This window comes from Actinoplanes sp. NPDC051851 (assembly GCF_040681165.1).
Lineage (GTDB): Bacteria > Actinomycetota > Actinomycetes > Mycobacteriales > Micromonosporaceae > Actinoplanes.
In genome coordinates, this window is sequence record NZ_JBFAYF010000005.1 from 245,503 (window position 1) to 268,201 (window position 22,699).

A 22,699-nucleotide genomic window follows, 5' to 3' on the forward strand; every position below is an offset into this window, starting at 1 on the left:
ATCAGCCGCTGTCCGATCACCGTCCACTGTCGGCGATGGCCCCGGCCGTTCGCGCGGAGCGGCTGTCCGGCCGCGTCAGCCTCTCGTGCGGAGCGCCTGCCCGGCCGCGTCAGCCTCTCGTGCGGAGCGCCTGCCCGGCCGCGTCAGCCTCTCGTGCGGAGCAGCCGTCCGGCGAGGCCGGCGATCCGGAAGAACCGGGCGATCCGGCGCGGCGGGCCGTCCCGGAACATCATGTCGAGACCCCGCTGCGACATCGCCGCGGCCTTGGCGGCGCGCGGGAACATCCGTTTCTCGTACGCCGCCACGGCCGCGCCGACATCGCCGGTGCGCAGCAACTCCCGGGCCAGGTCCGCGCCGTCGATCAGGGCGAGGTTCGCGCCCTCCCCGGCGAACGGCGACATGAGGTGGGCGGCGTCCCCGATCAGCGTCACCCCGGGAACCGGATCCCAGCGGAGCCCGGCCGGCAGCGCGTGGATCGGCCGCGGCACCACGGTGTCGTCGCAGTCCCGGATCAGGTCGGTGAGTTCCGGCGCCCAGCCGTCGAACTCCCGCAGCAGAGCGTGCCGGGCGCTTACCGGATCGGCCCAGTCGACGCCGCCGGTCGCGGCCCAGTCCTCGGGGACCCGGAACCCGCACCCGAGTGCGAGGTGGTCCCCGCCGTGGCCGCCGATGTACCGGTTGCCGGTGAGCGCGAAGAGGCTGCCCCGCCCGGTGACCGCGAGGTGCCGGGCCTCCGGCGCGGCGTGCCCGATCTCGACCAGCGTGATCCCGGAGTAGTGCGGCTTCGCCGTGGTGAGCAACGGCCGGACCCGGGACCAGGCCCCGTCGGCGCCGACGATCAGCCCGGCGCGCACGGTCCGGCCGTCGGCGAGTGTCAGCTCCGGAGCGGCGGCGGGCACGCGAGGGGTGGCGGGCACGCGAACTGTGGCGGGTTCGCGAGCTGTGGCGGGTTCGCGAGCTGTGGCGGCGGTGACCTTGGCGTTCCAGGTGATCGTGCCCGGGGTCAGGGAGTCGATGAGCAGCTGCCGCAGGACGGTGCGGTCGATCTCCGGGCGCCCGCGCCCGCCGTTGCGGTCCGGGAGGTCGGCCAGGACCCGTCCGCCGCTGTCCAGCACCCGGACCGCCTCGCCGCCGGGGTGGGTCCGCGCCCGGAACTCCTCGATCAGCCCGGCCTCGCGGAGCGCGACCTGCCCGGTGTCGTGGTGGATGTCGAGCGAGCCGCCCTGCCGCCGGGCGTCCGCGGACGGGTCGGCCTCGTAGACGGTGACGGACCGCCCGTGCCGTTGCAGGATGCGCGCGCAGATCAGCCCGCTGAGCCCCGCGCCGACGACGGCGATCTCCGGTTCCGGTGAGGAAGTCATGCCGGGAACGCTATTCGTGACGAACGCCGTTCGTCAAGGACGGTGTTCGTCGAGAATGCAGTTCGTCGAGAGCGCTGTTCGATTGACGAACGGGGTTCGTGGCGAATAGCGTTCCGGACATGGCGCCGCGTGACCCGTTCCGGACATCCGAGGTGGCCAGCCGCCGCAGCCGCCCGGCCAAGCCGCCGCTGAGCCGGGACGCGATCGTTGAGGAGGCGTACCGGCAGGTCATCGCCCCGGACGGCGCCGGGATGAGCCTGCGCCGGGTCGCGCTCGCCCTGGACACCGGGCCGGCCTCGCTCTACGCCTATGTGGACGATCTCACCGAGCTGCAGGCGCTGGTGCTCGACCGGGCCCTCGACGACGTGACGGTCGGTGCGCCCGGCGACCCCTGGCGGGCCCGCCTGGACCTGATCCTCGGCTCCTACCTGCGGGCGATATCGGCCAGTCCGGCGCTGGCCCGGCTCGCCTTCGGGGCCATCGCCGTCGGTCCCAACGCGCTGCGCATCACCGAGGCGGTGCTGGAGGTGCTCGCCGGCGCGGGCGTCGACCGGGCGACCGCGGCGTGGGCCGTCGACCTGCTCACCATGTTCGTCAGCGCCCAGGCCGCCGAGCACGCGCCCACCATGCACGCCGCGGAGCCGGGTGGGCACGCTGCGGAGCCGGGTGGGCCGGTGGCGCAGGCGCTCGATCGGGCCTCGGCGGAGGCGTTTCCGCACGTGTACGCCGCTCGCGGGGATCTGCTCTCCGGCAGCGGGGAGGAGCGGTTCGCCTGGGCCGCCGACGTGCTGATCCGGGGCATCCTCGCCCGCGCGGGCCAGGCACCGGGCTGACCGTCCACCTCGGGGTCAAGACCGTTCTCCGGTACGCCGAGGAGTGGCCGGCCGCCTTTTGAGCGGGGCGGCCGGGCTCTCGCCGTACCGGAGGAAAGGTTGTCGTCAGGCTAGGAAGGACGTGCGGGTCGGTGGCATGTCGCTGGTGCCGTCGCGGTGATCCTTCACGGCCAGGACCTGGTTCACGCCGATGTTGGCGCGTTCGAAGGCGAGCGCCGACGCGGCCATGTAGAGCCGCCACACCCGGGCCCGTCCCGGGCTGGTCAGGCGGACGCCGCGGGACCACTCGGCCTCCAGGTTCGTCACCCAGGCGCGCAGGGTGCGGGCGTAGTGCTCGCGCAGCGCGTGCACGTCGCGGACCTCGAAACCGGCGCGTTCCAGCAGCGTGACGGTGGTGCCGACGGGTGCCAGCTCGCCGTCCGGGAAGACGTACGCGTCGATGAAGCCGCGCTGGTGCGACTCCTCGGGCGCGTGCCGGAGCGCCGAGATCTGGTGGTTGAGCAGGCGGCCGCCCGGCTTGAGCTGGCCGTACAGGATGCGGGCGTACTCCAGGTACGGGCCGGTGCCGACGTGCTCGGCCATGCCGACGCTGGAGATCGCGTCGAACGGGCCGTCGTCCAGCTCGCGGTAGTCCTGCACCCGGATCTCCACCTGGTGGCCGAGGCCCGCGTCGTCGACCCGCTTCCGGGCGTACGCGGCCTGCTCGGCGGAGATGGTGATGCCGACCACCTGGACGCCGTACTCCTTGGCGGCGTGCATCGCCAGGCTGCCCCAGCCGCATCCGACGTCGAGCAGGCGCTGGCCGGGGCGCAGCTCCAGCTTGCGGCAGATCAGGTCGAGCTTGTCGCGCTGGGCGTCGGCCAGCCCGTAGCCGGGGTCGTCCGACGTCCAGTACGCGCAGGAGTAGACCATGCTCTCGCCGAGGACGAGCCGGTAGAAGTCGTTGCCGACGTCGTAGTGGTGTCTGATCGCCTGGCGGTCCCGGCCCCGGCTGTGCCGGGCGCCGGTGACCGCCATCTCCTCGGGCGGCGGCTTGGGCTGGCTGCCGATGATGCCCAGCCGCAGCGCCTCGCCCATCGCGGCGCGCAGCGGTACCTCCGTCACCCCGGGCGCCTGCCAGAGCAGCGGCGCGAGGCGGGTGAGCACGTCGTAGAGGTCGCCCTCCACGTCCATGTCGCCGGAGACGTACGCCCGGGCCAGCCCGAGCTGGTTGGGCTGCCAGACGAGGCGGCGCAGTGCCCGCCGGTGCCGGATGACCACGACCGGGGCGCCGGCGGGCCCGGCCTCCGAGCCGTCCCAGGCGCGCAGCCGGACCGGTAGGGGGGTCTGCAGCAGCGTCTCGAGGAGGCTCTTGAGCCGGACGGCGGTGGTGTCGGTGGGATTCCTGGTCAGCATGGGACCTCCCGAGGGTGGTGCTTGACCGTCGATCGCTCCACTATCCGCCCAGCTCAACTGTTTATATAAGATCCTTCTATAGTTTTGTGGCCGACGACTCACCCCCGGCCGGGTCGGTCCTCCACCATGTCGTCCAGCGGCAGGTCCACGGCGTCGGTGGCGGCCAGGCTCGCCGTCACCCCGGCCCAGCGGAACAGCATGGCCGTCGCCGCCGCGTTGTCCGCCGCGTCCAGCCCGGCGATCTTCGCGCCGTGGTTCGCGCCCGGCGCCACGAACAGCGCGGAGTCGTGCCGGCTCGGGGTGAACCGCTCGGCGCTCCACGGGTCGTTCTGGCCGTAGACGAAGAGCATCCGCTCCGACGAGGTCCGTACCCAGGCGTCGACGTCGCGCATCGGGCGCGGGTCGTAGCGCCGCCGCAGCTCCGGGGGGAGCGACGAGTTCGCGGTGTAGAGGCCCGGGTAGTGGCGCAGGCCGCGCAGGTGCTCGAAGCGCAGGCTCGGCCAGCCCAGCTGACTCGCGGCCTGGAAGTAGTACGGCCAGTAGTACTCCAGACCCTGATCGGTGTAGAAGCTCCAGCCGGCCACCGTGTCGACCCAGTCGTAGATCTCCTCGTCGGTCGCGGTCGCCGCGTCCGGCACCGTCGCGCAGTCGTCCGACGAGCTGTACTGCCAGAACGCCCAGACCGTGTCGAGAACGGTCATCTCGAACGACCTGTCGGCGGTCCCGATGCTCCCGTCGAACGTCCAGCCCTGCTCGGCGGCGTCCGCCTCCAGCCGGGGGAGCAGCGTGTCCCGGCGGCGCAGCGCCTCGGCCTGCACGTCGTCGAGGGCGGCCCGGCACGCCTTGTCGCCGACCGTACCGAAGAAGTGATCGTAGGCCCTGTCCTCGTCGTTGACCGCGTCGTTCGGGGCCACGTAGGCCACCACGCCGTCCACGTCGTCGGGGTAGAAGCGCCGGTGGTAGACCGAGGTCATCCCGCCCTTGCTGCCGCCGGTCTGGATCCAGTGCCCGGAGTAGACACCCTTGAGCGCGGTGACGATCCGGTGCTCGTCGTCCGCCTCCTGCCGGATGGTCAGGTCCGACCAGTCGGCCGGGTCGGGGCGCGACGGGGTGAAGAAGCGGTGCTCGACCGAGACCTGGTTGCCGCCGAGCAGCGCGGTCGGCTCGGTCTGGGTCGGCCTGGGGGTGGCGGCGAGGCCGTACCCGCTGGTGTAGAGGACGGTCGGCGCGGTCTCCGAGCGGTGCAGCAGGGTCAGGCGCTGGTCGTAGGAGCCCCGATCGGGGTGGCGGTGGTCGGCCGGCTGCCGGTAGGTCAGCACGAAGAACCGGTAACCGGTGCCGTCGGTCTCCGAGACGACGGTGAGGCCGGGTACCGCTTCCAGCCGATCGAGCAGCGGGTCGTCCGAGGCGCGCGCGGCGGTGGCCGGCGAGAGCACGACCAGCAGCGAGGCGAGGATGGCGACGATGCGTGTCTTCACGGTGACACCATATCGACGTGCGGCTATCGCTGAACATGGAGCGCTTCGCATACGTCGATAGACCCTGTGAGACCCCGAAAACTACTCGCCTACCTCCTGCCGGCTGCCGCCGTCGTCACCGCGGGAGTGATCGTCCTGCCCGCGCTGGCGGCGGAGACCCCCGCCGACCTGACCGACGACGGAGGCACCCTCACGTCCCAGTACGCGGCCGGATCGGCCGCCGAGGGCCTGGACAAGCTGACCGACAACGACGCCACGACCAAGTACCTCACCCACAACACCAGCGGCTGGGTGCAGTACCAGGCGAAGACCGCGACCGTCGTCGACCGCTACTCCATCACCTCGGCGAACGACGCGCCGGACCGCGACCCGGTGGACTGGACGCTGCAGGGTTCGGCCGACGGCGGCACCTGGACGACGCTCGACCAGCGCTCCGGGCAGACCTTCGCGGCGCGGGCGCAGACCCGGGGCTTCCTGGTCACCGGTGTCCCCGCGGCGTACGCGTACTACCGGCTGAACGTCACCGCGAACGGCGGGTCCCCGGCGCTGCAGATGGCCGAGTGGCGGCTCTGGCCGCAGGGTGACGGCGTACCCGCCGCGCCCAGTGGTCTCGTCGCCGCCGCGGTCGGCACCGACCAGGTCGACCTCGGCTGGACGGACGAGTCCACCGTGGACGACGGCGGGTACCCGGAGACCGGCTTCGCGATCGAGAGCGCCGAGGAGGGCGCGGCCTGGACGACCGTCGCCACCGTGCCGGCCGAGACCGTCACCTACACCGACCACACGGCGCTGGGTGCGAGCACCCGCAGTTACCGGGTCCGGGCGGTCGGCACGGGCGACACGGCCTCCGCGCCGACCGCGGCGGTCACCGTCACGGCGCCGGAGACCGGCGTCGACATCACCGACATGTACGGCGTCATCACCGACGAGCACAACCGCACCGGCAGCGAGGGCGCCGAGAAGATCGCCGACAACGCGACCGGCACCAAGTACTACACCGGCGACACCACGTCCTGGATCAAGCACACCGCCAAGGTCCGCTCGGTGGTCACCGAGTACACGCTGACCTCGGCGAACGACGCGGCCGACCGGGACCCGAAGAGCTGGGTGCTGGAGGGCTCGAACGACGACACCACGTGGACCGCGCTGGACAGCCGGACCGGCGAGACGTTCGCGGCCCGGCTGCAGCGCCGGGACTACACGTTCACCAACACGACGGGCTACCTGTCGTACCGGCTGCGGGTCACCGCCAACAACGGCGCCGGCCAGCTGCAGCTCGCCGAGTGGGAGCTCTTCGGTACGGGTACCACCGCGGCACCGTCACCCGCGGCGCCCACCGCGCTCACCGCGACCGCCGTCACCGGTGACCAGGCGATCCTCACCTGGGCCGCCGCGGACCGGTGGGCGACCGGGTACACCCTGGAGCGCTCCACCGACGGGCAGAGCTGGAGCTACACCCGGTCGCTGGCGGCCGGCACCACGAAGGCGTACGACCTCGGTCTGACCGGGGCGACGGCGTACCTCTACCGGATCCGGGCGAAGAACGCGACCGGCGCCTCCGGCCCGTCCGCGACGGCGACCACGACCACCGGCTCGGCGGAACTCCCGGCGACCTGGCAGGAACACTGGCTCGAGCACACGCAGTCGCTCACCCGGGTGTCGTACAACGACGGGCTCGCCGTCTACCTGGACCCGGACATGGACACCGCGCAGGCGGCCTGGCTGACCGAGTTCACCGGGAAGCTGTGGGCGTACACCAGGCAGACGTACGGCGACTTCAGCAACCCGCGGCTCGCGGCCGTCTTCCACCAGGGGAAGTACGGCGGCGGCCACCCGGCGACGGTCTTCGACGACAGCCACGACAACCGGAACGTCATCGACATCGGCTACTCGAACTGGGTCTCGACGGACACCCAGGCGCGGGACATGACCTCGCACGAGATCGCGCACATCGTCGAGCTCAGTGGGTACGGCGTGCACGAGTCGCCCGCCTTCGCCCTCTGGAAGGACAGCAAGTGGGCCGAGATCTTCCAGTACGACGCGTACGTCGGCACGGGGATGACGGCCGACGCGGAGCGCTGGTACGCCGCGAAGACGGCGGGCACGGATGACTTCCCGCGGGCGGGTACGGCCTGGTTCAAGAACTGGTTCTACCCGATCTGGCGCGATCACGGGCACAGCGCCCCGCTCGCGAAGTTCTTCCAGCTGCTGGCGGCGAACTATCCGCAGGCCAACGGCTCGTACGCGCGTGACATGAACATGGGCGAGTTCGTCCACTTCTGGAGCGGCGCGGCCGGGGCGGACCTGAAGCCGCTGGCCACCGCGGCCTTCGGCTGGACCGACGAGTACGAGGCCCAGTACCAGCAGGCCCGCACCGAGTTCCCCGCCGTCACGTACTGACGTTCCCGGCCGGCGCTGGGGGGTGTCTCAAGGCCCTCGACACACCCCTCAGCACCAGCCGACAGGTCGGGTGGCCGCCGGGCTGGGGTCAGGCGCCGTACTTGTCGTACGAGACGGTCCAGTCGCCGAGGCCGTTCCAGATCTGGAGGGTGCGAGGGCTGTTCTTCACGTCGACGACGTCGCCGACGATGAAGTTCTCGTAGACCCACTTGGCGTCGGCGGTGCTCAGGTTGATGCAGCCGTGGGAGCGGTTCGACTGGCCGAGCTGGCTGTTCCACGGGGCGGCGTGCAGGAACTCACCGGAGTACGAGATGCGGGTGCAGTACTCGATCTCCTCGGAGTCGTAGTAGTACGGGTTGCTCGGGTCGGAGACGCCGTAGCTCGCCGAACTCATGTTGTGCGTGCGCTCCTTGGAGAGCACCACGTGCGGGCCGCCCGCGGTCCAGAAGCTGACCGTCTGGCCGTCGGCGCCCTTGGTGGTGCCGCCCATGCCGAAGCTGCTCCTCATGGTCCGCACGACCTTGCCGTCGATGTAGACCTTGGTCATGTGGGTGCGGGTGTCCGCGATCGCGATCAGCTGGCGCCCGATCTTGAAGTCGGCCGACGCGTTGCGGGCGCCGTAGACGCCCTTGCCGAGCTTGACGCCGAACAGGTTCACCTTGACCTTGACCGTGGTGCCGGCGGTCCAGTACTTCGCCGGGCGCCAGTGCACGATCTTGTCGCTGACCCAGTAGAACTTGCCCTCGACCGACGGGGAGGTCTTGACCTCGATCGCCTTCTCCACCGCGTTCTTGTTGACGCTGTGGTTGAAGGCGACGATGACCGGCTGGCCGGCGCCGTACGTGCCGCCGTCCTTGAGTACGGAGAGCGCGTTCGACTGGAAGGTGATCTTCGCGAGGGTGTCCGGGTCGATGGTCTTGAACGAGGAGTTCAGCTCCTGCTCGACGCCGAGGCTGTCGGTGACCGTGGCCACCACCTTGTAGGTCTTCGAGTACGCCAGGTCCTCGCTCGACGTCCACGTTCCGTCGGCGTCCAGCGAGCCGTCGATCTTCGCCTTGCCCGCCGTGACGGTGACCGACTTCAGCGTGCCCCCGGCGGCCGCGACGGTGATCGCCTTCAGCGGCGAGACGTCGGTGGCGTCGTCCTCGGGCGTCACGGTCAGCGTCACCGGCGCCGCGGTGGCCTCCTGGTTGTTCGCCACCGGCTCGACCCAGGTGGTGCTGCCGGTGCCGACGCTCGCCGTACCGCGTGCGGAACATCCGGCGGCCGTCGCGGCCGTGGCAACACCGAGGGTGCCGATGATGACCTTGCGTCGCTGAATCATGGCTCTCACATTCGCGGTCAGGCGCGCCGGGCTTGGAGGGGTCGCGCCCTGAAGGAGGTCATCTTGACAGATCTGGATCCCGCGCGGTAACCCGGATCGACGCTGATTTCGGACTCTGACCGCTTTGAACCATGATGTCCACCGGGGAGGATGATGGCGGTCACTCGGGATCCGACCGGTTCAGGATGGTGACGCCGGCGGCGTAGCGGATCAGGTCACCGTCGGTGATGTCGAGGCCGTCGTCGACCGTGATCTCCAGGACGGCGTCCCAGTCGTCGACGTCCACCTCCAGGGTCACCTTTTGCGCGGTGCGGGTGAGCGTGGCGTCGTACCCGGAAATCTTTTGATCTGGATTGTTGATTTTGTGGTGTTCGCGGAGGACGGTGCGGAAGCCCGCGGTGCTCGTGCCGGGTGCGCGGAACGTCATCCGGGAGGCGCTGACCGTGTCGGTGATCAGGCCGTTCGGACTGAATTCAAGATCAAAAGGTGGGAGTACGGCGATCGACGCGCCGGTCAGCGAGTCGGCGAGCGCGACCACCTCCTCCGGCGTGTAGGTGTCGTCGGTGGCCAGCAGCATCCACTCGCCGGCCGACTCCCGCCAGGTCAGCGTGAGCTGTTTCGCCGGTGCGACGTCGACCGTGCGCAGCGTGCCGGTGTGCCCGCGGACCGTCATCGTCTCCGCGGTCGCGCCCTCCGGCGGGGCGGGCTCGGCGCCGGCGACGGTGACCGTGACGTCCGCGTGGTCCCGCAGCTCGGTGGCCTCGAAGAACGCGCTCACACTCCCGGCGTCCACCGAGGCGATCGGGTCGCTCAGCCCGGCGACGGCGGGGAGCTCGTACGGGAACGCCGGCGCGGTCCATCCGTCCGTCAGCGATATCCGCCTCGCCGAGGGTGAGGCGGGCGCGGACACCGCCGGCGCGGCGGGTGGCGTGACCGCATGCGGACGGGCGGTGAGCGCGGCCACCAGCGGGACCGCGGCGACCAGCAGCGCGGCGGCGGTGACACCGGCGATCCCGGCGACCCGGCGGCGGTGGTAGCGGCGGGAACGGTCGTGGACCGTACCCAGCAGGCCGGCCTCGGAGGGTGCGCGGCCCGCGGCGTCGTGCATCGTCTCGGCGAGCAGCCGGTCCAGCTCATCCATCGACGCCCACTCCTGTCTGGCTCATCAGGGCGCGCATCCGGACGAGCGCGCGGGCGGCCTGGGAACGGACCGTCGACTTCCCGCAGCCGAGCAGGGCCGCGATCTCGTCGTCCGGCAGGTCGCAGTAGAAGCGCAGGACCAGCACGGCCCGCTGCGCCCGGGGCAGACCGCGCAGCAGCCGCCACATCTGGTCCCGGGAGGCCAGGCCCTGCTGCGGGTCGGCCAGGCCCGGCGGCTCCGGCACCTCGGCCAGGACCGCCTCCCGGTACGCCCGCCGCCGGCGCCAGGACAGGAACTGCCGCACGATGGAGGTCCGGACGTACGCCTCGGCGTTCTCCATCGCGGTGATCCGGTCCCAGCGCCGGTGCAGACGGGCGAGGACCTCCTGGACCAGGTCCTCGGCGAGGTGGGCGTCGCCGGAGAGCACGAACGCGAACCTCAGCAGCGCACCGCCCCGGCCGCGGACGAACTCGTCGAAGTCCTCGGCGGCCGGTCTGTCAATGATCATCGTGGCCCGTTCGGGGCAGTGCCTCAGCACGCCTCATAGACGTAGGAATCCGAGCCCGGCGTGGAGACGTCGACGTCCCGCAGCACGATCGAGAGCTTATCGCCGTACGCCTTGCACGCCTTGGTGAAGCCGCTCTCCGAGTATTCGATCACGATCACCCGGTTCCCGTACGAGGCGGTGTAGGCGTCACACTCGTCCCAGTCGGCGCACTCCTCGGCGACGGCGAAGTCGAACCCGGCGCCGGTGGCGCTCGCGCCGGTCAGCTCGGCGAGGTTCTTCTGCCCGGCGGCCAGTCCGGCGGCGTGCGCGCGGGCGTTGAGCGCGGTGGCGTACGCGACCGCCTCGGCCTGGGTGAGCAGCCCACCGGACCGGGTGTACGAGTCCAGGTTGTCGAACTCGACGGCGTCGAACCCGTCGTCCGCGCAGCCGTCGATCCACGCGCCGACGATCGCGGTCAGCGCGGTCCGCTTCGCCGCGGTGGAGACGTCCAGCATCAGCTCGTCCCAGTCCTCGTCGACGACCAGCTCACCGTCACCGTCGGTGAGCAGCAGGTCGGCGTGGTTCTTCTTCCACCACGACTCCTCGCCCGGCTGGGCCTGGAACGCGTTGACGTAGCAGATGTCGTAGGCGCCGCTCGCCGGCTTCGCCTCGCGGTCCCGGCTCACCACGGTGACACCGGACGGCAGCGTGTACGCGCCGCCGATCTGGTAGTCGACGCCCGCGTTCGCCGGCGGCGCGGTCCACGCGCCGGTCGCCGTGGCGCTCGCCGTGGTCGCGGCCGTGGTCGTGGCCGGGGTCGCCGCGGTGCTGGTCGTCGAGGCACCCGGCGTGGCGCTGGTCGGCGTGACACCCGGCGTGACACTCGGCGTGGCGCTCGCCGTCGAGGCGCTCGGGGTGGCACTCGCGGCGGCCGTGGCGGCGGCGGTGGTGGTCGTCCGGTGCGGCTTGCCGCCCCACCAGGGCGCCCGGGTGCCGGCGTTCGCGGTGCCGATGCCCACCGCGATCACGCCGAGCACGACCGCCGTCGCGGCGGCCCCCACCGTGAGCCTCCTGCGGTTGACTGCCATCGATGTGACTCCTCACGCGTCCAGAGCTGCTTCCCCCTGTGAACGCGATGGCCGTCCCCGGTTGCTGCCGAAAGATCGAAAAAACTTTCCGCGCCTGGACAGGATCGACGTTTGGCGATGAGATGGGGGTGTGTCCGTCACGGTCTCCCGGGTGCTGGCAGCCGTCGCCCTCCTCGCCTCGCTGATCCTGGTGCCGGGGCCCGCGGTGGCCTCGCTCGCCGACGGCTGGACGCCGCCGCTGAGCACCCGCGGCCGGTACGTCGTCGACGCCACCGGGCAGCGGTTCAAGCTCAGGTCCGGGAACTGGTACGGCGCGAGCGGCACCTGGACCGGCAGCGGGGATCCGGCCGACGACGCGAACAACCACGCGGGGGAGAACGCGAACCGGATGCCGCTCGGCCTGGACCGGGCGCCGATCACGGAGATCGTGGCGTCCTTCGTGGAGCTGGGCCTGAACAGCGTGCGACTGCCGTTCTCCAACGAGATGATCCACGACACGGTGCCGGTCACGGACGCCGCCGTCGCCGCCAACCCGCAGCTGCGCGGCGACACCCCACTGCAGGTGTACGACGCCGCGGTGGCCGCGCTGACCGCCGCCGGACTCGCCGTGATCCTGAACAACCACACCAACACCACGCGCTGGTGCTGCGGTCTCGACGGCAACGAGCGGTGGAACGCGAGCCAGAGCACCGCGCAGTGGGAGACCGACTGGCTCTTCATGGCCGCCCGGTACCGGGACGACCCGCGGGTGGCCGGCGCCGACCTCTACAACGAGGTGCGCCGCGACGTCCTCTCCGACCCGAACTGGGGTTCCGGCGACGACCGCGACTGGTTCGCCGCCGCGCAGCACCTCGGCGACCGCATCCTCACCGAGGCGAACCCGGACCTGCTGATCGTGGTCGAGGGCATCAACTGGACCGGGCTGCCGATCGACGGCTTCCCGCACGGCCGTCCCACGCTCACCCCGGTCGCGCAGCTCTCCCACACGCTGGTCACCTCGGGCAAGCTGGTCTACTCGGCGCACTTCTACGACTACACCGGCCCGAACCACAGCGGCGCCACCGGGATCGGCGAGACGACCGACCCGCGCTACCGGGACATGACCCGCGACGAGCTGTTCGCCACCCTCTACCGGCAGGCGTTCTACGTCGCCGACCAGGCCGGACAGCACTTCACCGCGCCGGTCTGGATCAGCGAGTTCGGCATCGGACTCAACTCCGACGCGGTCTCGCAGGCCTGGTTCCACCATGTCGTCGACTACCTGATCCAGGCGGACGCCGACTTCGCCTACTGGCCGATCGCCGGCTGGACCGAGGCCCGTGGCTCCGATGGCTGGGCTCTGCTCTCCTGGTCCGCCTCCGGTTCCCGTACGACCGTGACGGACGGTGGGGACTGGCGTGCCGCCGACTGGACCCGGCTGATCGCCGCCGACGCCAGGACAGGGCTGGTCGAGCCGGTGCGGCGCTTCGCCATGCTCAGCCCGGACCACGCCGACTTCGTACAGTCGGCGACCATGCGCCAGGCGGGGGACTGGGACGTGGGTGCCCGCAAGACGGCGTGCCCGGACGGCCAGGCGCTGACCGGCCTGGCACACAGCGGCAACCGTGGCCTCTGCACCGACATGCCCGCGCCCTGGTCGTCGTATCGCGTGGTGACCGGCGAGGCGTACGTGACGGCCGACTGGGCGTCCGGCTACACGAAGTTCGAGTGCCCGGCGGGCGGCTTCGTGATCGGCTACGCGGTCCGCGGCGCCGTGGTCTCCAGCGCACTCTGCGCCCTCTCCTCGGCGGGCACGTCGACCGGCCGCACCGTCTGGTTCGACCGCTCCGACACCCGCCCGTCCGGGAATCCGGGCGGCGACTTCGCGTCCGGCGCCTACAAGGGCCAGTGCGAGGTGGGCGAGTACGTCGCGGGCATCGCCTTCACCCGCCGCATCGGTTCCTCCGGCAGCCCGGCCGCGATCTACTGCCGCTCGTAGGCGAGTGACTCAGCATGGTACGAGTTTCGTGTCGTGCCGGGTGGATGTGCCGTATCGCCGCGACCCGCCCGTCGGCTTCTTCGGTATCCATCTGGCACCGTTCCTCGAGGGCTCCTACACGACCGTTTCAACATCATCCGATGAGGCCGAGGATGGTGAATGGTCTGGTCAGTCGCGGTTGGTCCAGCGGGTGGCCTATGTCCAGGACGCCGCGACTACAACGTCGCTGCACTCGCCGACTGGTGTGATCGGCTCGACACGATGGCGACGGCGGGTGACCGCGCTGCCGCGGTGACACTCCGAGACCAACTCATGCGCGCGATCTGGGGACAACGATGAGCGATTCCAGCCAAGCTTTCGTCCGTCGACTGGTTACGGACTTTCCCGGCCTGAGGCCTCTGTACGACGAGCACATCGCCGACAATGACGAGTTGCTGGATCACATGTTCTTCTATGTCGTCACCCAGTGGGTGGTGGAGGGCTTCCAGGCCGGCCGCGACCAGGAGTGGCTGCGCCTCCTTGACTACCTGGATGCCGGGCTCCGAGAGGGGGACGCGGACGTGCAGGAGCTGATCGGTGTCTCGTTCGTGGAGAACCTGCCCCTGCCGAACGAGCCCGGTGCCGACATCGCCGGCCACCTGCCCACCGAGTTGCGGGCAGAACTGGGCAGGCAGCGCCCGTTCCAGATCCCGCGCTGAGCGCCCGTGACTCGACGGTGTTGTCACAGTGGGGAGCCTGATGGTCACAGAAGTACAGTTCTCAGAACTGTACTTCTGTGACATCTTCGGCCGTGCCCGGGAGTGGGACGGGCTCGTCACCTTTGCGACCATGACCTCGGCGGCGACCGAGGGGGCGCGCTGGGCGTGGTGAGCGGCCGCCGCCGCAGCGGATGACCGGATCCTCCTCGTCGACCTCGCCCGGTTGTACTCCTGAGCCGGATGGTCCGAAATGGTGAACGTTCAGCGCATTTGATACGTCCGAAGAGGTCGTACCGCCTACATGGGAGGAACGACCTTGAATTCGGCACGAAAGGCCCGGGCACTACTGGTCTCGGGGGTGATGCTGGCGGGGCTCGTGGTCGCGGCGCCGGCGCTCGCCGCCCCCGCCGAGGGGGAAGTGCGGGGAACCGGTGGGCCGGGCGCCGTCGCGGGCTCGTACATCGTGGTCCTCGAGGACGGCGCGGGCGACGTCGCCGCCCAGGCGCGAGCGCTCGCCGGGGCGCAGGGCGGTGGTGTCGTCCGGACCTACACGCACGCGCTGCGCGGGTTCGAGGCCACGCTCACCGAGCAGGGGGCCCGGCGGCTCGCCGCCGACCCGGCCGTCGCGTCGGTCACCCAGAACCATCTGGTGCACGCCAGCGACGTGGGCTCCTGGGGGCTGGACCGGATCGACCAGCGCGCGCTGCCGCTGGACGGCGCGTACGCCGCCCCGAACGACGCCGCGGGCGTGACCGCCTACATCATCGACAGCGGGGTGAACCTGACCCACACCGAGTTCGCCGGTCGGGTCCGGTCCGGGTGGGACTTCGTCGACGGGGACGCGGACGCCTCGGACTGCCTCGGGCACGGCACGCACGTGGCCGGGACCGTGGGCGGTACGACCTACGGCGTCGCCAAGGACGTGCAGCTGGTCTCGGTGCGCGTGCTGGACTGCGCGGGGTCGGGCTCGGCCGCCACGGTGATCGCCGGTGTCGACTGGGTGACCGCCGACCACGCCGCGGGCGCGCCGGCCGTCGCCACCATGAGCCTGGGCGGCACCGGGGTGTACGCCGCCGAGATCACCGCCGTGCAGAAGTCGATCGCCGACGGGGTGACGTACGCGATCGCGGCCGGCAACGACTACGGCGGCGACGCCTGCGGGTCCACGCCCGCCGCCACGCCCGAGGCGATCACCGTGGGCGCCGTCGAGGCGGACGACACCCGGTCGGACTTCTCCAACATCGGCTCCTGTGTCGACGTGTTCGCGCCCGGCCGGGACATCGTCTCGGCGTACGTCGGCGACGACACCGCCACCCACACGTACAGCGGCACCTCGATGGCCACCCCGCACGTGGCCGGCGCGGCCGCGCTGATCCTGGCCGACCACCCGGAGTACACCCCGGCGCAGGTCGCCACCGAGCTGCTCGCGGACGCCACCCCGGACGCGATCCCGGACCCGGGTACCGGCTCGCCGAACCGGCTGCTCTACGTCGACCAGGCCACGCCCGCCGACGACTACGCGCTCGCCGTCGCGACGGCGAGCGGCCCGATCACGGCCGGCGGCACCGTCACGGCCACGGTCTCGGCGGCGCTCACCGCGGGTGCGGCCCAGCAGATCGCGCTGAGCGCGAGCGGGCTGCCCGCCGGTGTCACCGCGACGTTCGCGCCCGCCTCGATCACCACCGGCGGGACGAGCACGCTGACCGTCGCCACCACGGCGAAGACCGCGGCCGGCACGTACCACCTGCTGGTCCTCGGCACCGGGACGAGCGCGACCCGGGCGGCGTATCTCACGGTCACCGTCGCGGCGGCGCCCGGATGCGTCGGCACGAACGACACCGACACGGCCCTGCCGGCGGTCGGGTACGCGTACCTCCCGGTCACCATCGCCGGGTGTACCGGAACGGGCGCGGTGAACAGCACGGTCGAGGTGCATCTCGACCACGCGTACATCGGTGACCTGGTGGTCGATCTGGTCGCGCCGGACGGTACGGCGTACCACCTGATCGACCGGACCGGGAGCTCCGCCGACGACCTGGACTACACGTTCACGCACGACCTGTCGCCGGAGACCGCGGACGGCGCGTGGACGCTGCGGATCCAGGACAACGGCCCGTACGCCAGCGGTGTCTTCGACTCCTGGACCCTGAACCTGGCGGGGGAGGACCTGGCGGTCCCGGTGTGCGGTGGGGCGAGCGGGACCGACTACGCGATCGCGGACCGGGCCACCGTCGAGAGCCCGATCACCGTGTCCGACTGTGATCGCTCGCCGGCGGCGAAGAGCTACGTCGAGGTACGCATCGTCGAGCCCTCCGAGCGCAATCTGACGCTGTACCTGATCGCGCCGGACGGTGAGCGGATCGTCCTGCAGCAGACCAAGGCGTCGGGCACCGCGGACGTCTTCCGCACGTACCTCGTCCTGGTCGGCGGCAAGTCCGCGAACGGCGTCTGGATCCTGCACGTCGAGGACCAGATCACCGGCGGCGCCGCGGGTTACCTGGACCATTGGAAGCTGACCCTCTGAGCAACCGGATCGTGTCCTTCCCGTCCGGTGGAAATCCGTGACGGGAAGGACACGATCCGATACCGAAAACAGACTTTGATCATCGTGAATGGATATCGTCGCGCCAGCGGTTACCAGCCGTCACAGCGTTTATCCGTACCCACAGGACGGGGTGGACACGATGCGTACACCAAGGATCATCGCCGTGGCGGTCGTCGCGGCGATGGCGATCGGGGCGGCCGGGTGCGCGGAGAGCGACCGCGGCGACGGCGACGACGCCGGCGACGGTGGCACCTTCATCTTCGCCGGGGCGGGCGACCCGAAGAACTTCGACCCGATCTTCAACGACGACGGGGAGTCGTTCCGCCCGATCCGGCAGCTGTACGACACGCTGATCACCCACAAGCCGGGCACCGCCGAGCTGACCGGCGGCCTCGCGGAGAGCTGGTCCAACGACGCGACCGGCAAGATCTGGACGTTCAAGCTGCGCCAGGGCGTGACGTTCCACGACGGCACCCCGCTGGACGCCACCGCGGTCTGCGCGAACTTCGACCGCTGGTACCGGATGAAGGGCGAGGCCGCCCAGTCCCAGATGATCTACTACGCCGACGTCTTCGGCGGGTTCGAGGGCAGCCCGGACGCCGTCTACGACAACTGCGCGGCGCCGGACGCCTCCACCGCGGTCGTCACGATGACCCGGTACAAGGGTGCCTTCCCGGGTGCGTTCGCGCTCACCGCGTTCTCCATCGCGAGCCCCACCGCGATCAAGCAGTACGACGGCGACACGGTCACCCAGAGCGGCGACTCCTTCTCCTACAGCGCGTTCGCGAACGAGCACCCGACCGGCACCGGCGCGTTCACCTTCGGCGGCTGGAACAAGGCGACCGGCGAGATCACGCTGAAGCGGAACCCGGACTACTGGGGCGAGAAGGCCAAGGTCGGCACGCTGGTCATCAAGGTCATCAAGGACGAGAACACCCGGAAGCAGGAGTTGCGGGCCGGCACCGTGCACGCGATCGACTTCCCGGCGCCCGCCGACCGCACCGCCCTGGCGAGCGAGGGCTACCAGGTCCTCGAGCGGCCCGCGTTCAACATCCTCTACCTGGGCATCAATCAGAAGAACAACCCCAAGCTCAAGGACCTTCGGGTACGGCAGGCGATCGCGTACGCGCTGAACCGGGCCCAGCTCGTGCAGACCAAGGGGCCGGGCGGCGCGAAGGTGGCCGACGAGTTCCTGCCCGAGTCGGTGCTCGGCTACGCCACCGACGTGCAGAAGTACGAGTACGACGTGGCGAAGGCGAAGCAGCTGCTGGCCGACGCGGGCGCGACCGGTCTGACGCTGAACTTCTACTACCCGACCGAGGTGTCCCGGCCGTACATGCCGAACCCGCAGGAGATCTTCACGGTGCTGGCGAACGACCTGCAGGCCGCCGGCATCAAGGTCAACGGGGTGCCGCGGCCGTGGAACGGCGGCTTCAAGGACGACGTGCAGCAGGCCGGCAAGCAGGACCTGCACATCCTCGGCTGGACCGGCGACTACAACGACCCGGGCAACTTCGTCGGCACGTTCTTCGGCCGGGCCAAGACCGAGTTCGGCGACGCCGCGATGACCGACATGTTCGCCGCCATCGACAAGGCCGACGCGACCGTCGACCAGGAGGCCAAGCGGGCCGCGTTCGAGCAGGTCAACCGGGACCTCGCGACCAAGTGGCTGCCGGCCGTGCCGATCTGGCACGCCCCGCCGGCGCTGGTCACCACCAAGAACGTGCAGGGGCTGGTGCCGAGCCCGCTCACCGCCGAGCAGTTCAACACCGTCTCCCTGACCAGCTAAGGCGATGGTACGCGTCGTCCTGCGCCGCCTGATCCAGCTGGGCGTCACGCTGATCGCCCTGGCCACGCTGGTCTTCGTCTGGCTGCGCAGCCTTCCGGGCGGCCCGGTCGACGCACTGCTCGGCGAGCGGGCCACCCCGCAGAGCCGCGCGCTGCTGACCCGGGCCCTCGGCTACGACCAGCCGATCTGGGTCCAGTACGGCCGTTTCCTGCGCAACGTGGTGACCGGTGACTTCGGCAACTCGATCCGGACCGGGGAGCCGGTCACCGCGGTGATCGGCCGGTCCTTCCCGGCGACGGTCGAGCTGGCCGTCGCCGCGATCGTGATCGCCGTCGGTCTGGGCATCCCGCTGGGCTACCTCGCGGCCCGGCACCACGGGCTGCTGCTCGACAACGCGACCGTGGTCGTCACGCTGCTCGGCATCTCGATCCCGATCTTCTTCCTCGGCTACCTCCTCAAGGACTGGCTGACCCAGGGCGTGCACGTCTTCCCGCCGTCCGGCCGGATCAGCACCGGACTGGAGAACACCGACGTGACCGGTTTCTTCGTGCTGGACGGGCTGCTGACCCGGGAGTGGGACGCCTCCGCCGACGCGCTCTGGCACCTGGTGCTGCCCGCGGTCACCCTGGCGACCATCCCGCTGGCGATCATCGTCCGGATCACCCGGGCCAGCGTGCTGGACGTGCTGGACGAGGAGTACATCCGGACCGCGGACGCCAAGGGCCTGCGGAACGCCGTCATCCGGCGGCGGCACGTGCTGCGCAACGCACTGCTCCCGGTGGTCACCACGATCGGCCTGCAGACCGGGGCGCTGCTGGCCGGCGCGGTGCTCACCGAGAAGGTCTACAACTGGGGCGGCCTCGGCACGCTGATCACCGACTCGATCAGCGGCGGCCGCGACTACCCGGTGCTGCAGGCGCTGATCCTGCTCGCCGCGGCCGTCTTCGTGGTGGTCAACCTGCTGGTGGACCTCTCGTACGCGGTGATCGACCCGAGGGTGCGTGTGCGATGAGCGGCACCGGGGAGATCACCGCGCTCGCCGACCACAAGCGCCGCCGGATCGACGAGCTGACCGCGCGGACCGCCGCGGCGGGCGGCAGCAGCCTGCTCCGCGACGCGTTCCGCCGGCTGTCCCGCAACCCCACCGCGATCGTCGGCGCGGTGGTGATCCTGCTCTTCCTCGCCGTCGCGATCCTCGCGCCGCTGGTCGCCCCGCACGATCCGGCGCAGCGGTTCCCGGAGCTGACCCGGGAGCTGACGGTCGACTCGATCCCCGGTGCGAGCGCGGGCCACCCGCTCGGCAGCGATCCGCTGGGCCGCGACTTCGCGTCCCGGATGATCTACGGCGCCCGGCAGACCCTGCTGGTCGGCGTGCTGGCCACGCTGATCGGCCTGCTCTGCGGCGTGCTGCTCGGCGCGATCGCCGGGGCGATCGGCGGCTGGGTGGACGTGATCGTCATGCGGATCACCGACGTGATGCTGGCGCTGCCCAGCCTGCTGCTGGCGATCACGCTGGTCGCGCTGGCCCGGGAGTCCACCCAGTGGACGGTGATCGTCGCCGTCGCGGTGGTGAACGTGCCGATCTTCGCCCGGCTGCTGCGCGGCGCGATGCTCGCCCAGCGGGAGAGCGACCACGTGCTCGCGGCCCGCGCGCTCGGCGTCAGGCGGCGGACCATCGTGCTCGGGCACATGCTGCCGAACTCGCTCACCGCGGTCATCGTGCAGGCCACGCTGACCTTCGCGGTGGCGATCCTGGACGCGGCCGCGCTGTCGTTCCTGGGCCTCGGCGACCCGGACATCAACCGGGCCGAGTGGGGCCTGATGCTCGGGGTGGACGGTGTCCGGTACTTCGAGGTCCGGCCCGAGCTGGCGTACTTCCCGGCCTGCGCGATCATCCTCGTCGCCCTCGGCTTCACCCTGGTCGGCGAGAGCATGCGCGAGGCGCTCGACCCGAAGAACCGGCGGTGAACGGCATGCCCCTGCTCGACGTCCGCGACCTCTCCGTCGTCTTCCGGCGCAGGGGTGCCGCGCCGGTCACCGCGGTGGACGGCGTCGGCTTCGCCGTGGAGCCCGGACAGACGGTCGGGCTGGTCGGCGAGTCCGGCTGCGGCAAGTCGGTGACCAGCCTGGCGATCATGGGACTGCTGCCCCGGCGCGGCGTCACCGTCACCGGCGAGGTCCGCTTCGAGGGGACCGACCTGCTCACGCTGCGTCCCCGGGAACTGCGCGACCGGCGCGGCCGGGACATCGGCATGATCTTCCAGGACCCGCTCTCGTCGCTGAACCCGGTGATCCCTCTCGGACTCCAGGTGGCCGAGGTGCTGGAACGGCACCGGGGGCGTACCCGGCGGGCGGCGCTGCGCGAGGCGCGCCGGCTGCTCGACGCGGTCGGCGTGCCGGACCCGGAGCGGCGGCTCACCGAGTACCCGCACCAGCTCTCCGGCGGCATGCGGCAGCGCGCGCTGATCGCGATCGCGCTGGCCTGCGAGCCGCGGCTGCTGATCGCCGACGAGCCGACCACCGCGCTGGACGTGACCATCCAGGCGCAGATCCTCGCGCTGCTCCGGGACCTGGTCGACCGCACCGGCACCGCGCTCGTGATGATCACCCATGACCTCGGCGTGGTGGCCGGGCTCTGCGACACCGTCAACGTCCTCTACGCCGGCCGGGTCGTCGAGCGGGCCGGCCGCCACGATCTCTTCGCGGGGCCCCGGCACCCGTACACCCAGGGCCTTCTGAGATCGGTCCCCCGGCTGGACCTCGGGCGTGGCGAGCGGCTGCACCAGATCCGCGGCTCGGTCGGCGACACCATCCCCTGGCCGGAGGGGTGCGCGTTCGCCCCGCGCTGCGACCGGGTGGCCGATCCGTGCGTCGGCGCGATCGTGCCGATCGAGCCCACCGTCCGGGGCGGCGCGCTGCGGTGCGCGAATCCGGTGCCCCAGGAGATCCCGGCATGAGCGACGTCCTCGTCCGGATCGACGACCTCAAGGTCCATTTTCCGATCAAGAGCGGACTTCTCTTCGACCGTACGATCGGTCACGTGCACGCGGTCGACGGGGTGTCGCTCACCATCCGCCGCGGTGAGACGTACGGGCTGGTCGGCGAGTCCGGGTGCGGTAAGTCGACGCTGGGCCGCGGCCTGCTCCGGCTCGTCGAGCCGACCGGCGGCGGCATCGTCTTCGACGGCACCGACGTGCGCGCGCTCGAGGGCGAGCAGATGCGGCGGTTCCGGCGGCGGATGCAGATGGTCTTCCAGGACCCGCTGGCCAGCCTCGACCCGCGGCAGTCGGTGGAGTCGCTGCTGGCCGAGGGGCTCACGGCGCACGGCCTGCACCGGGACCGGGCCGCGGCGCGCGAGCGGCTGCGCACCACACTGGACGCGGTCGGCCTGCCCGCGTCGGCGCTGAACCGGTACCCGCACGAGTTCTCCGGTGGCCAGCGGCAGCGCATCGGCCTGGCGCGGGCGCTGGTCCTCGGGCCCGAGCTGATCGTCGCCGACGAGCCGGTCTCCGCGCTGGACGTGTCGATCCAGGCGCAGGTGGTCAACCTCCTCGCCGACCTGCAGGAGTCCCTCGGGCTGACCTACCTGGTGATCGCGCACGACCTCGCCGTGGTCCGGCACATCGCGGACACCACCGGGGTGATGTACCTGGGTGCGCTGGTCGAGGAGGCGGACGGCGACCGGCTCTACGAACGGCCACTCCACCCGTACACGAAGGCGCTCCTCTCGGCCGTGCCCATCCCGGACCCGGCGGTGGAGGACCGGCGCAAGCGCATCCTGCTCGCCGGTGACCTGCCCTCGCCGGCGAACCCGCCGAGCGGTTGCCGTTTCCGGACGCGCTGTCCCTGGTCGCGGAGCCGGTGCGCCCAGGAGCGGCCAGAGATGCTGCCCTTCGACGACTCCGGCCAGCGGGTGGCGTGCCACTTCGCCGCGGAGATCCTCAGCGGCGAGTTGCCGCCGCACGAGGTCCGGGCGGAGCTCGTCCACCCGGACACGGTCCTCGGCGCGGGCGACGGCCTGATCCAGACTCGCCCCGACCTTCCCACGCCGTAACTTTCCCCTGGTCCTCGGCGGGGTGATCGGTCTCGGCCACCCAGGGCTCCCGATCGCGCTCGGAGGGTGACAAGCTCATGGGAGAATGCCCGGGCTGCCGATGGGGAGACGACGAGCGTGGTGACGCG

Annotated in this window: 19 protein-coding genes; 12 read left to right on the forward strand and 7 right to left on the reverse strand. The window is 71.2% G+C overall.

Annotated features, from left to right (window positions below):
* Positions 1-143: 143 nt before the first annotated feature.
* Entirely contained in the window at positions 144-1,361 is a 1,218-nt protein-coding gene (locus tag AB0M08_RS07895; protein ID WP_364490250.1) for an NAD(P)/FAD-dependent oxidoreductase, read from the reverse strand.
* Positions 1,362-1,480: 119 nt separating this feature from the next.
* On the opposite strand from AB0M08_RS07895, the gene AB0M08_RS07900 reads away from it, so the two are divergent.
* Complete coding sequence (locus AB0M08_RS07900; RefSeq protein ID WP_364490253.1) at positions 1,481-2,194, forward strand: TetR/AcrR family transcriptional regulator C-terminal domain-containing protein; 714 nt, start codon at positions 1,481-1,483, stop codon at positions 2,192-2,194.
* A 105-nt stretch (positions 2,195-2,299) separates the two neighbouring features.
* Here AB0M08_RS07900 and AB0M08_RS07905 read toward each other — a convergent pair whose 3' ends face one another.
* A complete protein-coding gene (locus AB0M08_RS07905) occupies positions 2,300-3,589 on the reverse strand; it encodes a cyclopropane-fatty-acyl-phospholipid synthase family protein (RefSeq protein ID WP_364490256.1) in 1,290 nt (429 codons plus the stop codon).
* 98 nt (positions 3,590-3,687) lie between these two features.
* The gene (locus AB0M08_RS07910) at positions 3,688-5,067 is read right to left on the reverse strand and encodes a S28 family serine protease (protein WP_364490259.1); all 1,380 of its coding nucleotides are present in this window, start codon (positions 5,065-5,067) and stop codon (positions 3,688-3,690) included.
* A gap of 66 nt (positions 5,068-5,133) precedes the next feature.
* Here AB0M08_RS07910 and AB0M08_RS07915 point away from each other — a divergent pair, with 66 nt between their 5' ends.
* Positions 5,134-7,467: a fibronectin type III domain-containing protein gene (locus tag AB0M08_RS07915; RefSeq protein ID WP_364490262.1), complete on the forward strand. Its 2,334-nt coding sequence runs from the start codon at positions 5,134-5,136 to the stop codon at positions 7,465-7,467.
* A gap of 88 nt (positions 7,468-7,555) precedes the next feature.
* On the opposite strand, the gene AB0M08_RS07920 is transcribed toward AB0M08_RS07915, so the two are convergent.
* The 4 genes from AB0M08_RS07920 to AB0M08_RS07935 all read right to left on the reverse strand — a co-directional run bounded on the left by AB0M08_RS07920 (position 7,556) and on the right by AB0M08_RS07935 (position 11,507).
* Positions 7,556-8,791: an Ig-like domain-containing protein gene (locus AB0M08_RS07920; protein WP_364490265.1), complete on the reverse strand. Its 1,236-nt coding sequence runs from the start codon at positions 8,789-8,791 to the stop codon at positions 7,556-7,558.
* A 160-nt stretch (positions 8,792-8,951) separates the two neighbouring features.
* The gene (locus tag AB0M08_RS07925) at positions 8,952-9,932 is read right to left on the reverse strand and encodes a hypothetical protein (protein WP_364490268.1); all 981 of its coding nucleotides are present in this window, start codon (positions 9,930-9,932) and stop codon (positions 8,952-8,954) included.
* Positions 9,925-10,440, reverse strand: coding sequence for a SigE family RNA polymerase sigma factor (locus AB0M08_RS07930; RefSeq protein ID WP_364490271.1), 516 nt, complete (start codon positions 10,438-10,440; stop codon positions 9,925-9,927). The genes AB0M08_RS07925 and AB0M08_RS07930 overlap by 8 nt, the downstream gene beginning before the upstream one ends.
* A 23-nt stretch (positions 10,441-10,463) precedes the next feature.
* Complete coding sequence (locus AB0M08_RS07935) at positions 10,464-11,507, reverse strand: endo alpha-1,4 polygalactosaminidase (protein ID WP_364490274.1); 1,044 nt, start codon at positions 11,505-11,507, stop codon at positions 10,464-10,466.
* Between the two features lie 130 nt (positions 11,508-11,637).
* On the opposite strand from AB0M08_RS07935, the gene AB0M08_RS07940 reads away from it, so the two are divergent.
* The 10 genes from AB0M08_RS07940 (at position 11,638) to AB0M08_RS07985 (ending at position 22,571) form a co-directional block, all read left to right on the forward strand.
* Positions 11,638-13,485, forward strand: coding sequence for a cellulase family glycosylhydrolase (locus tag AB0M08_RS07940; RefSeq protein WP_364490277.1), 1,848 nt, complete (start codon positions 11,638-11,640; stop codon positions 13,483-13,485).
* Positions 13,486-13,525: 40 nt separating this feature from the next.
* On the forward strand, positions 13,526-13,780 hold the full coding sequence (locus AB0M08_RS07945; RefSeq protein WP_364490280.1) for a hypothetical protein: 255 nt from the start codon (positions 13,526-13,528) through the stop codon (positions 13,778-13,780).
* Positions 13,781-13,820: 40 nt separating this feature from the next.
* Entirely contained in the window at positions 13,821-14,183 is a 363-nt protein-coding gene (locus tag AB0M08_RS07950) for a hypothetical protein (protein ID WP_364490283.1), read from the forward strand.
* Between the two features lie 40 nt (positions 14,184-14,223).
* Positions 14,224-14,355: a hypothetical protein gene (locus AB0M08_RS07955; RefSeq protein WP_364490286.1), complete on the forward strand. Its 132-nt coding sequence runs from the start codon at positions 14,224-14,226 to the stop codon at positions 14,353-14,355.
* A gap of 144 nt (positions 14,356-14,499) precedes the next feature.
* On the forward strand, positions 14,500-16,707 hold the full coding sequence (locus AB0M08_RS07960) for a S8 family serine peptidase (protein WP_364490289.1): 2,208 nt from the start codon (positions 14,500-14,502) through the stop codon (positions 16,705-16,707).
* A 160-nt stretch (positions 16,708-16,867) separates the two neighbouring features.
* A complete protein-coding gene (locus AB0M08_RS07965; protein ID WP_364490291.1) occupies positions 16,868-18,517 on the forward strand; it encodes an ABC transporter substrate-binding protein in 1,650 nt (549 codons plus the stop codon).
* A gap of 4 nt (positions 18,518-18,521) precedes the next feature.
* Positions 18,522-19,529: an ABC transporter permease gene (locus AB0M08_RS07970; RefSeq protein ID WP_364490293.1), complete on the forward strand. Its 1,008-nt coding sequence runs from the start codon at positions 18,522-18,524 to the stop codon at positions 19,527-19,529.
* Positions 19,526-20,485 carry an ABC transporter permease gene (locus tag AB0M08_RS07975; RefSeq protein ID WP_364490296.1) on the forward strand — a complete coding sequence of 320 codons (960 nt, stop codon included), beginning with the start codon at positions 19,526-19,528 and terminating at the stop codon, positions 20,483-20,485. The genes AB0M08_RS07970 and AB0M08_RS07975 overlap by 4 nt, the downstream gene beginning before the upstream one ends.
* 5 nt (positions 20,486-20,490) lie before the next feature.
* Positions 20,491-21,474, forward strand: coding sequence for an ABC transporter ATP-binding protein (locus AB0M08_RS07980; RefSeq protein ID WP_364490328.1), 984 nt, complete (start codon positions 20,491-20,493; stop codon positions 21,472-21,474).
* Positions 21,471-22,571, forward strand: coding sequence for an oligopeptide/dipeptide ABC transporter ATP-binding protein (locus AB0M08_RS07985; protein ID WP_364490299.1), 1,101 nt, complete (start codon positions 21,471-21,473; stop codon positions 22,569-22,571). The genes AB0M08_RS07980 and AB0M08_RS07985 overlap by 4 nt, the downstream gene beginning before the upstream one ends.
* Positions 22,572-22,699: the final 128 nt, after the last annotated feature.

What these genes read in the sequence shown, in the direction of transcription:
- AB0M08_RS07895 (WP_364490250.1), bottom strand. Translation starts at nt 1,361, where the DNA reads ATGACTTCCTCACCGGAACCGGAGATCGCCGTCGTCGGCGCGGGGCTC.
- AB0M08_RS07900 (WP_364490253.1), top strand. Translation starts at nt 1,481, where the DNA reads ATGGCGCCGCGTGACCCGTTCCGGACATCCGAGGTGGCCAGCCGCCGC.
- AB0M08_RS07905 (WP_364490256.1), bottom strand. Translation starts at nt 3,589, where the DNA reads ATGCTGACCAGGAATCCCACCGACACCACCGCCGTCCGGCTCAAGAGC.
- AB0M08_RS07920 (WP_364490265.1), bottom strand. Translation starts at nt 8,791, where the DNA reads ATGATTCAGCGACGCAAGGTCATCATCGGCACCCTCGGTGTTGCCACG.
- AB0M08_RS07925 (WP_364490268.1), bottom strand. Translation starts at nt 9,932, where the DNA reads ATGGATGAGCTGGACCGGCTGCTCGCCGAGACGATGCACGACGCCGCG.
- AB0M08_RS07930 (WP_364490271.1), bottom strand. Translation starts at nt 10,440, where the DNA reads ATGATCATTGACAGACCGGCCGCCGAGGACTTCGACGAGTTCGTCCGC.
- AB0M08_RS07935 (WP_364490274.1), bottom strand. Translation starts at nt 11,507, where the DNA reads ATGGCAGTCAACCGCAGGAGGCTCACGGTGGGGGCCGCCGCGACGGCG.
- AB0M08_RS07950 (WP_364490283.1), top strand. Translation starts at nt 13,821, where the DNA reads ATGAGCGATTCCAGCCAAGCTTTCGTCCGTCGACTGGTTACGGACTTT.
- AB0M08_RS07955 (WP_364490286.1), top strand. Translation starts at nt 14,224, where the DNA reads ATGGTCACAGAAGTACAGTTCTCAGAACTGTACTTCTGTGACATCTTC.
- AB0M08_RS07965 (WP_364490291.1), top strand. Translation starts at nt 16,868, where the DNA reads ATGCGTACACCAAGGATCATCGCCGTGGCGGTCGTCGCGGCGATGGCG.
- AB0M08_RS07970 (WP_364490293.1), top strand. Translation starts at nt 18,522, where the DNA reads ATGGTACGCGTCGTCCTGCGCCGCCTGATCCAGCTGGGCGTCACGCTG.
- AB0M08_RS07975 (WP_364490296.1), top strand. Translation starts at nt 19,526, where the DNA reads ATGAGCGGCACCGGGGAGATCACCGCGCTCGCCGACCACAAGCGCCGC.
- AB0M08_RS07980 (WP_364490328.1), top strand. Translation starts at nt 20,491, where the DNA reads ATGCCCCTGCTCGACGTCCGCGACCTCTCCGTCGTCTTCCGGCGCAGG.
- AB0M08_RS07985 (WP_364490299.1), top strand. Translation starts at nt 21,471, where the DNA reads ATGAGCGACGTCCTCGTCCGGATCGACGACCTCAAGGTCCATTTTCCG.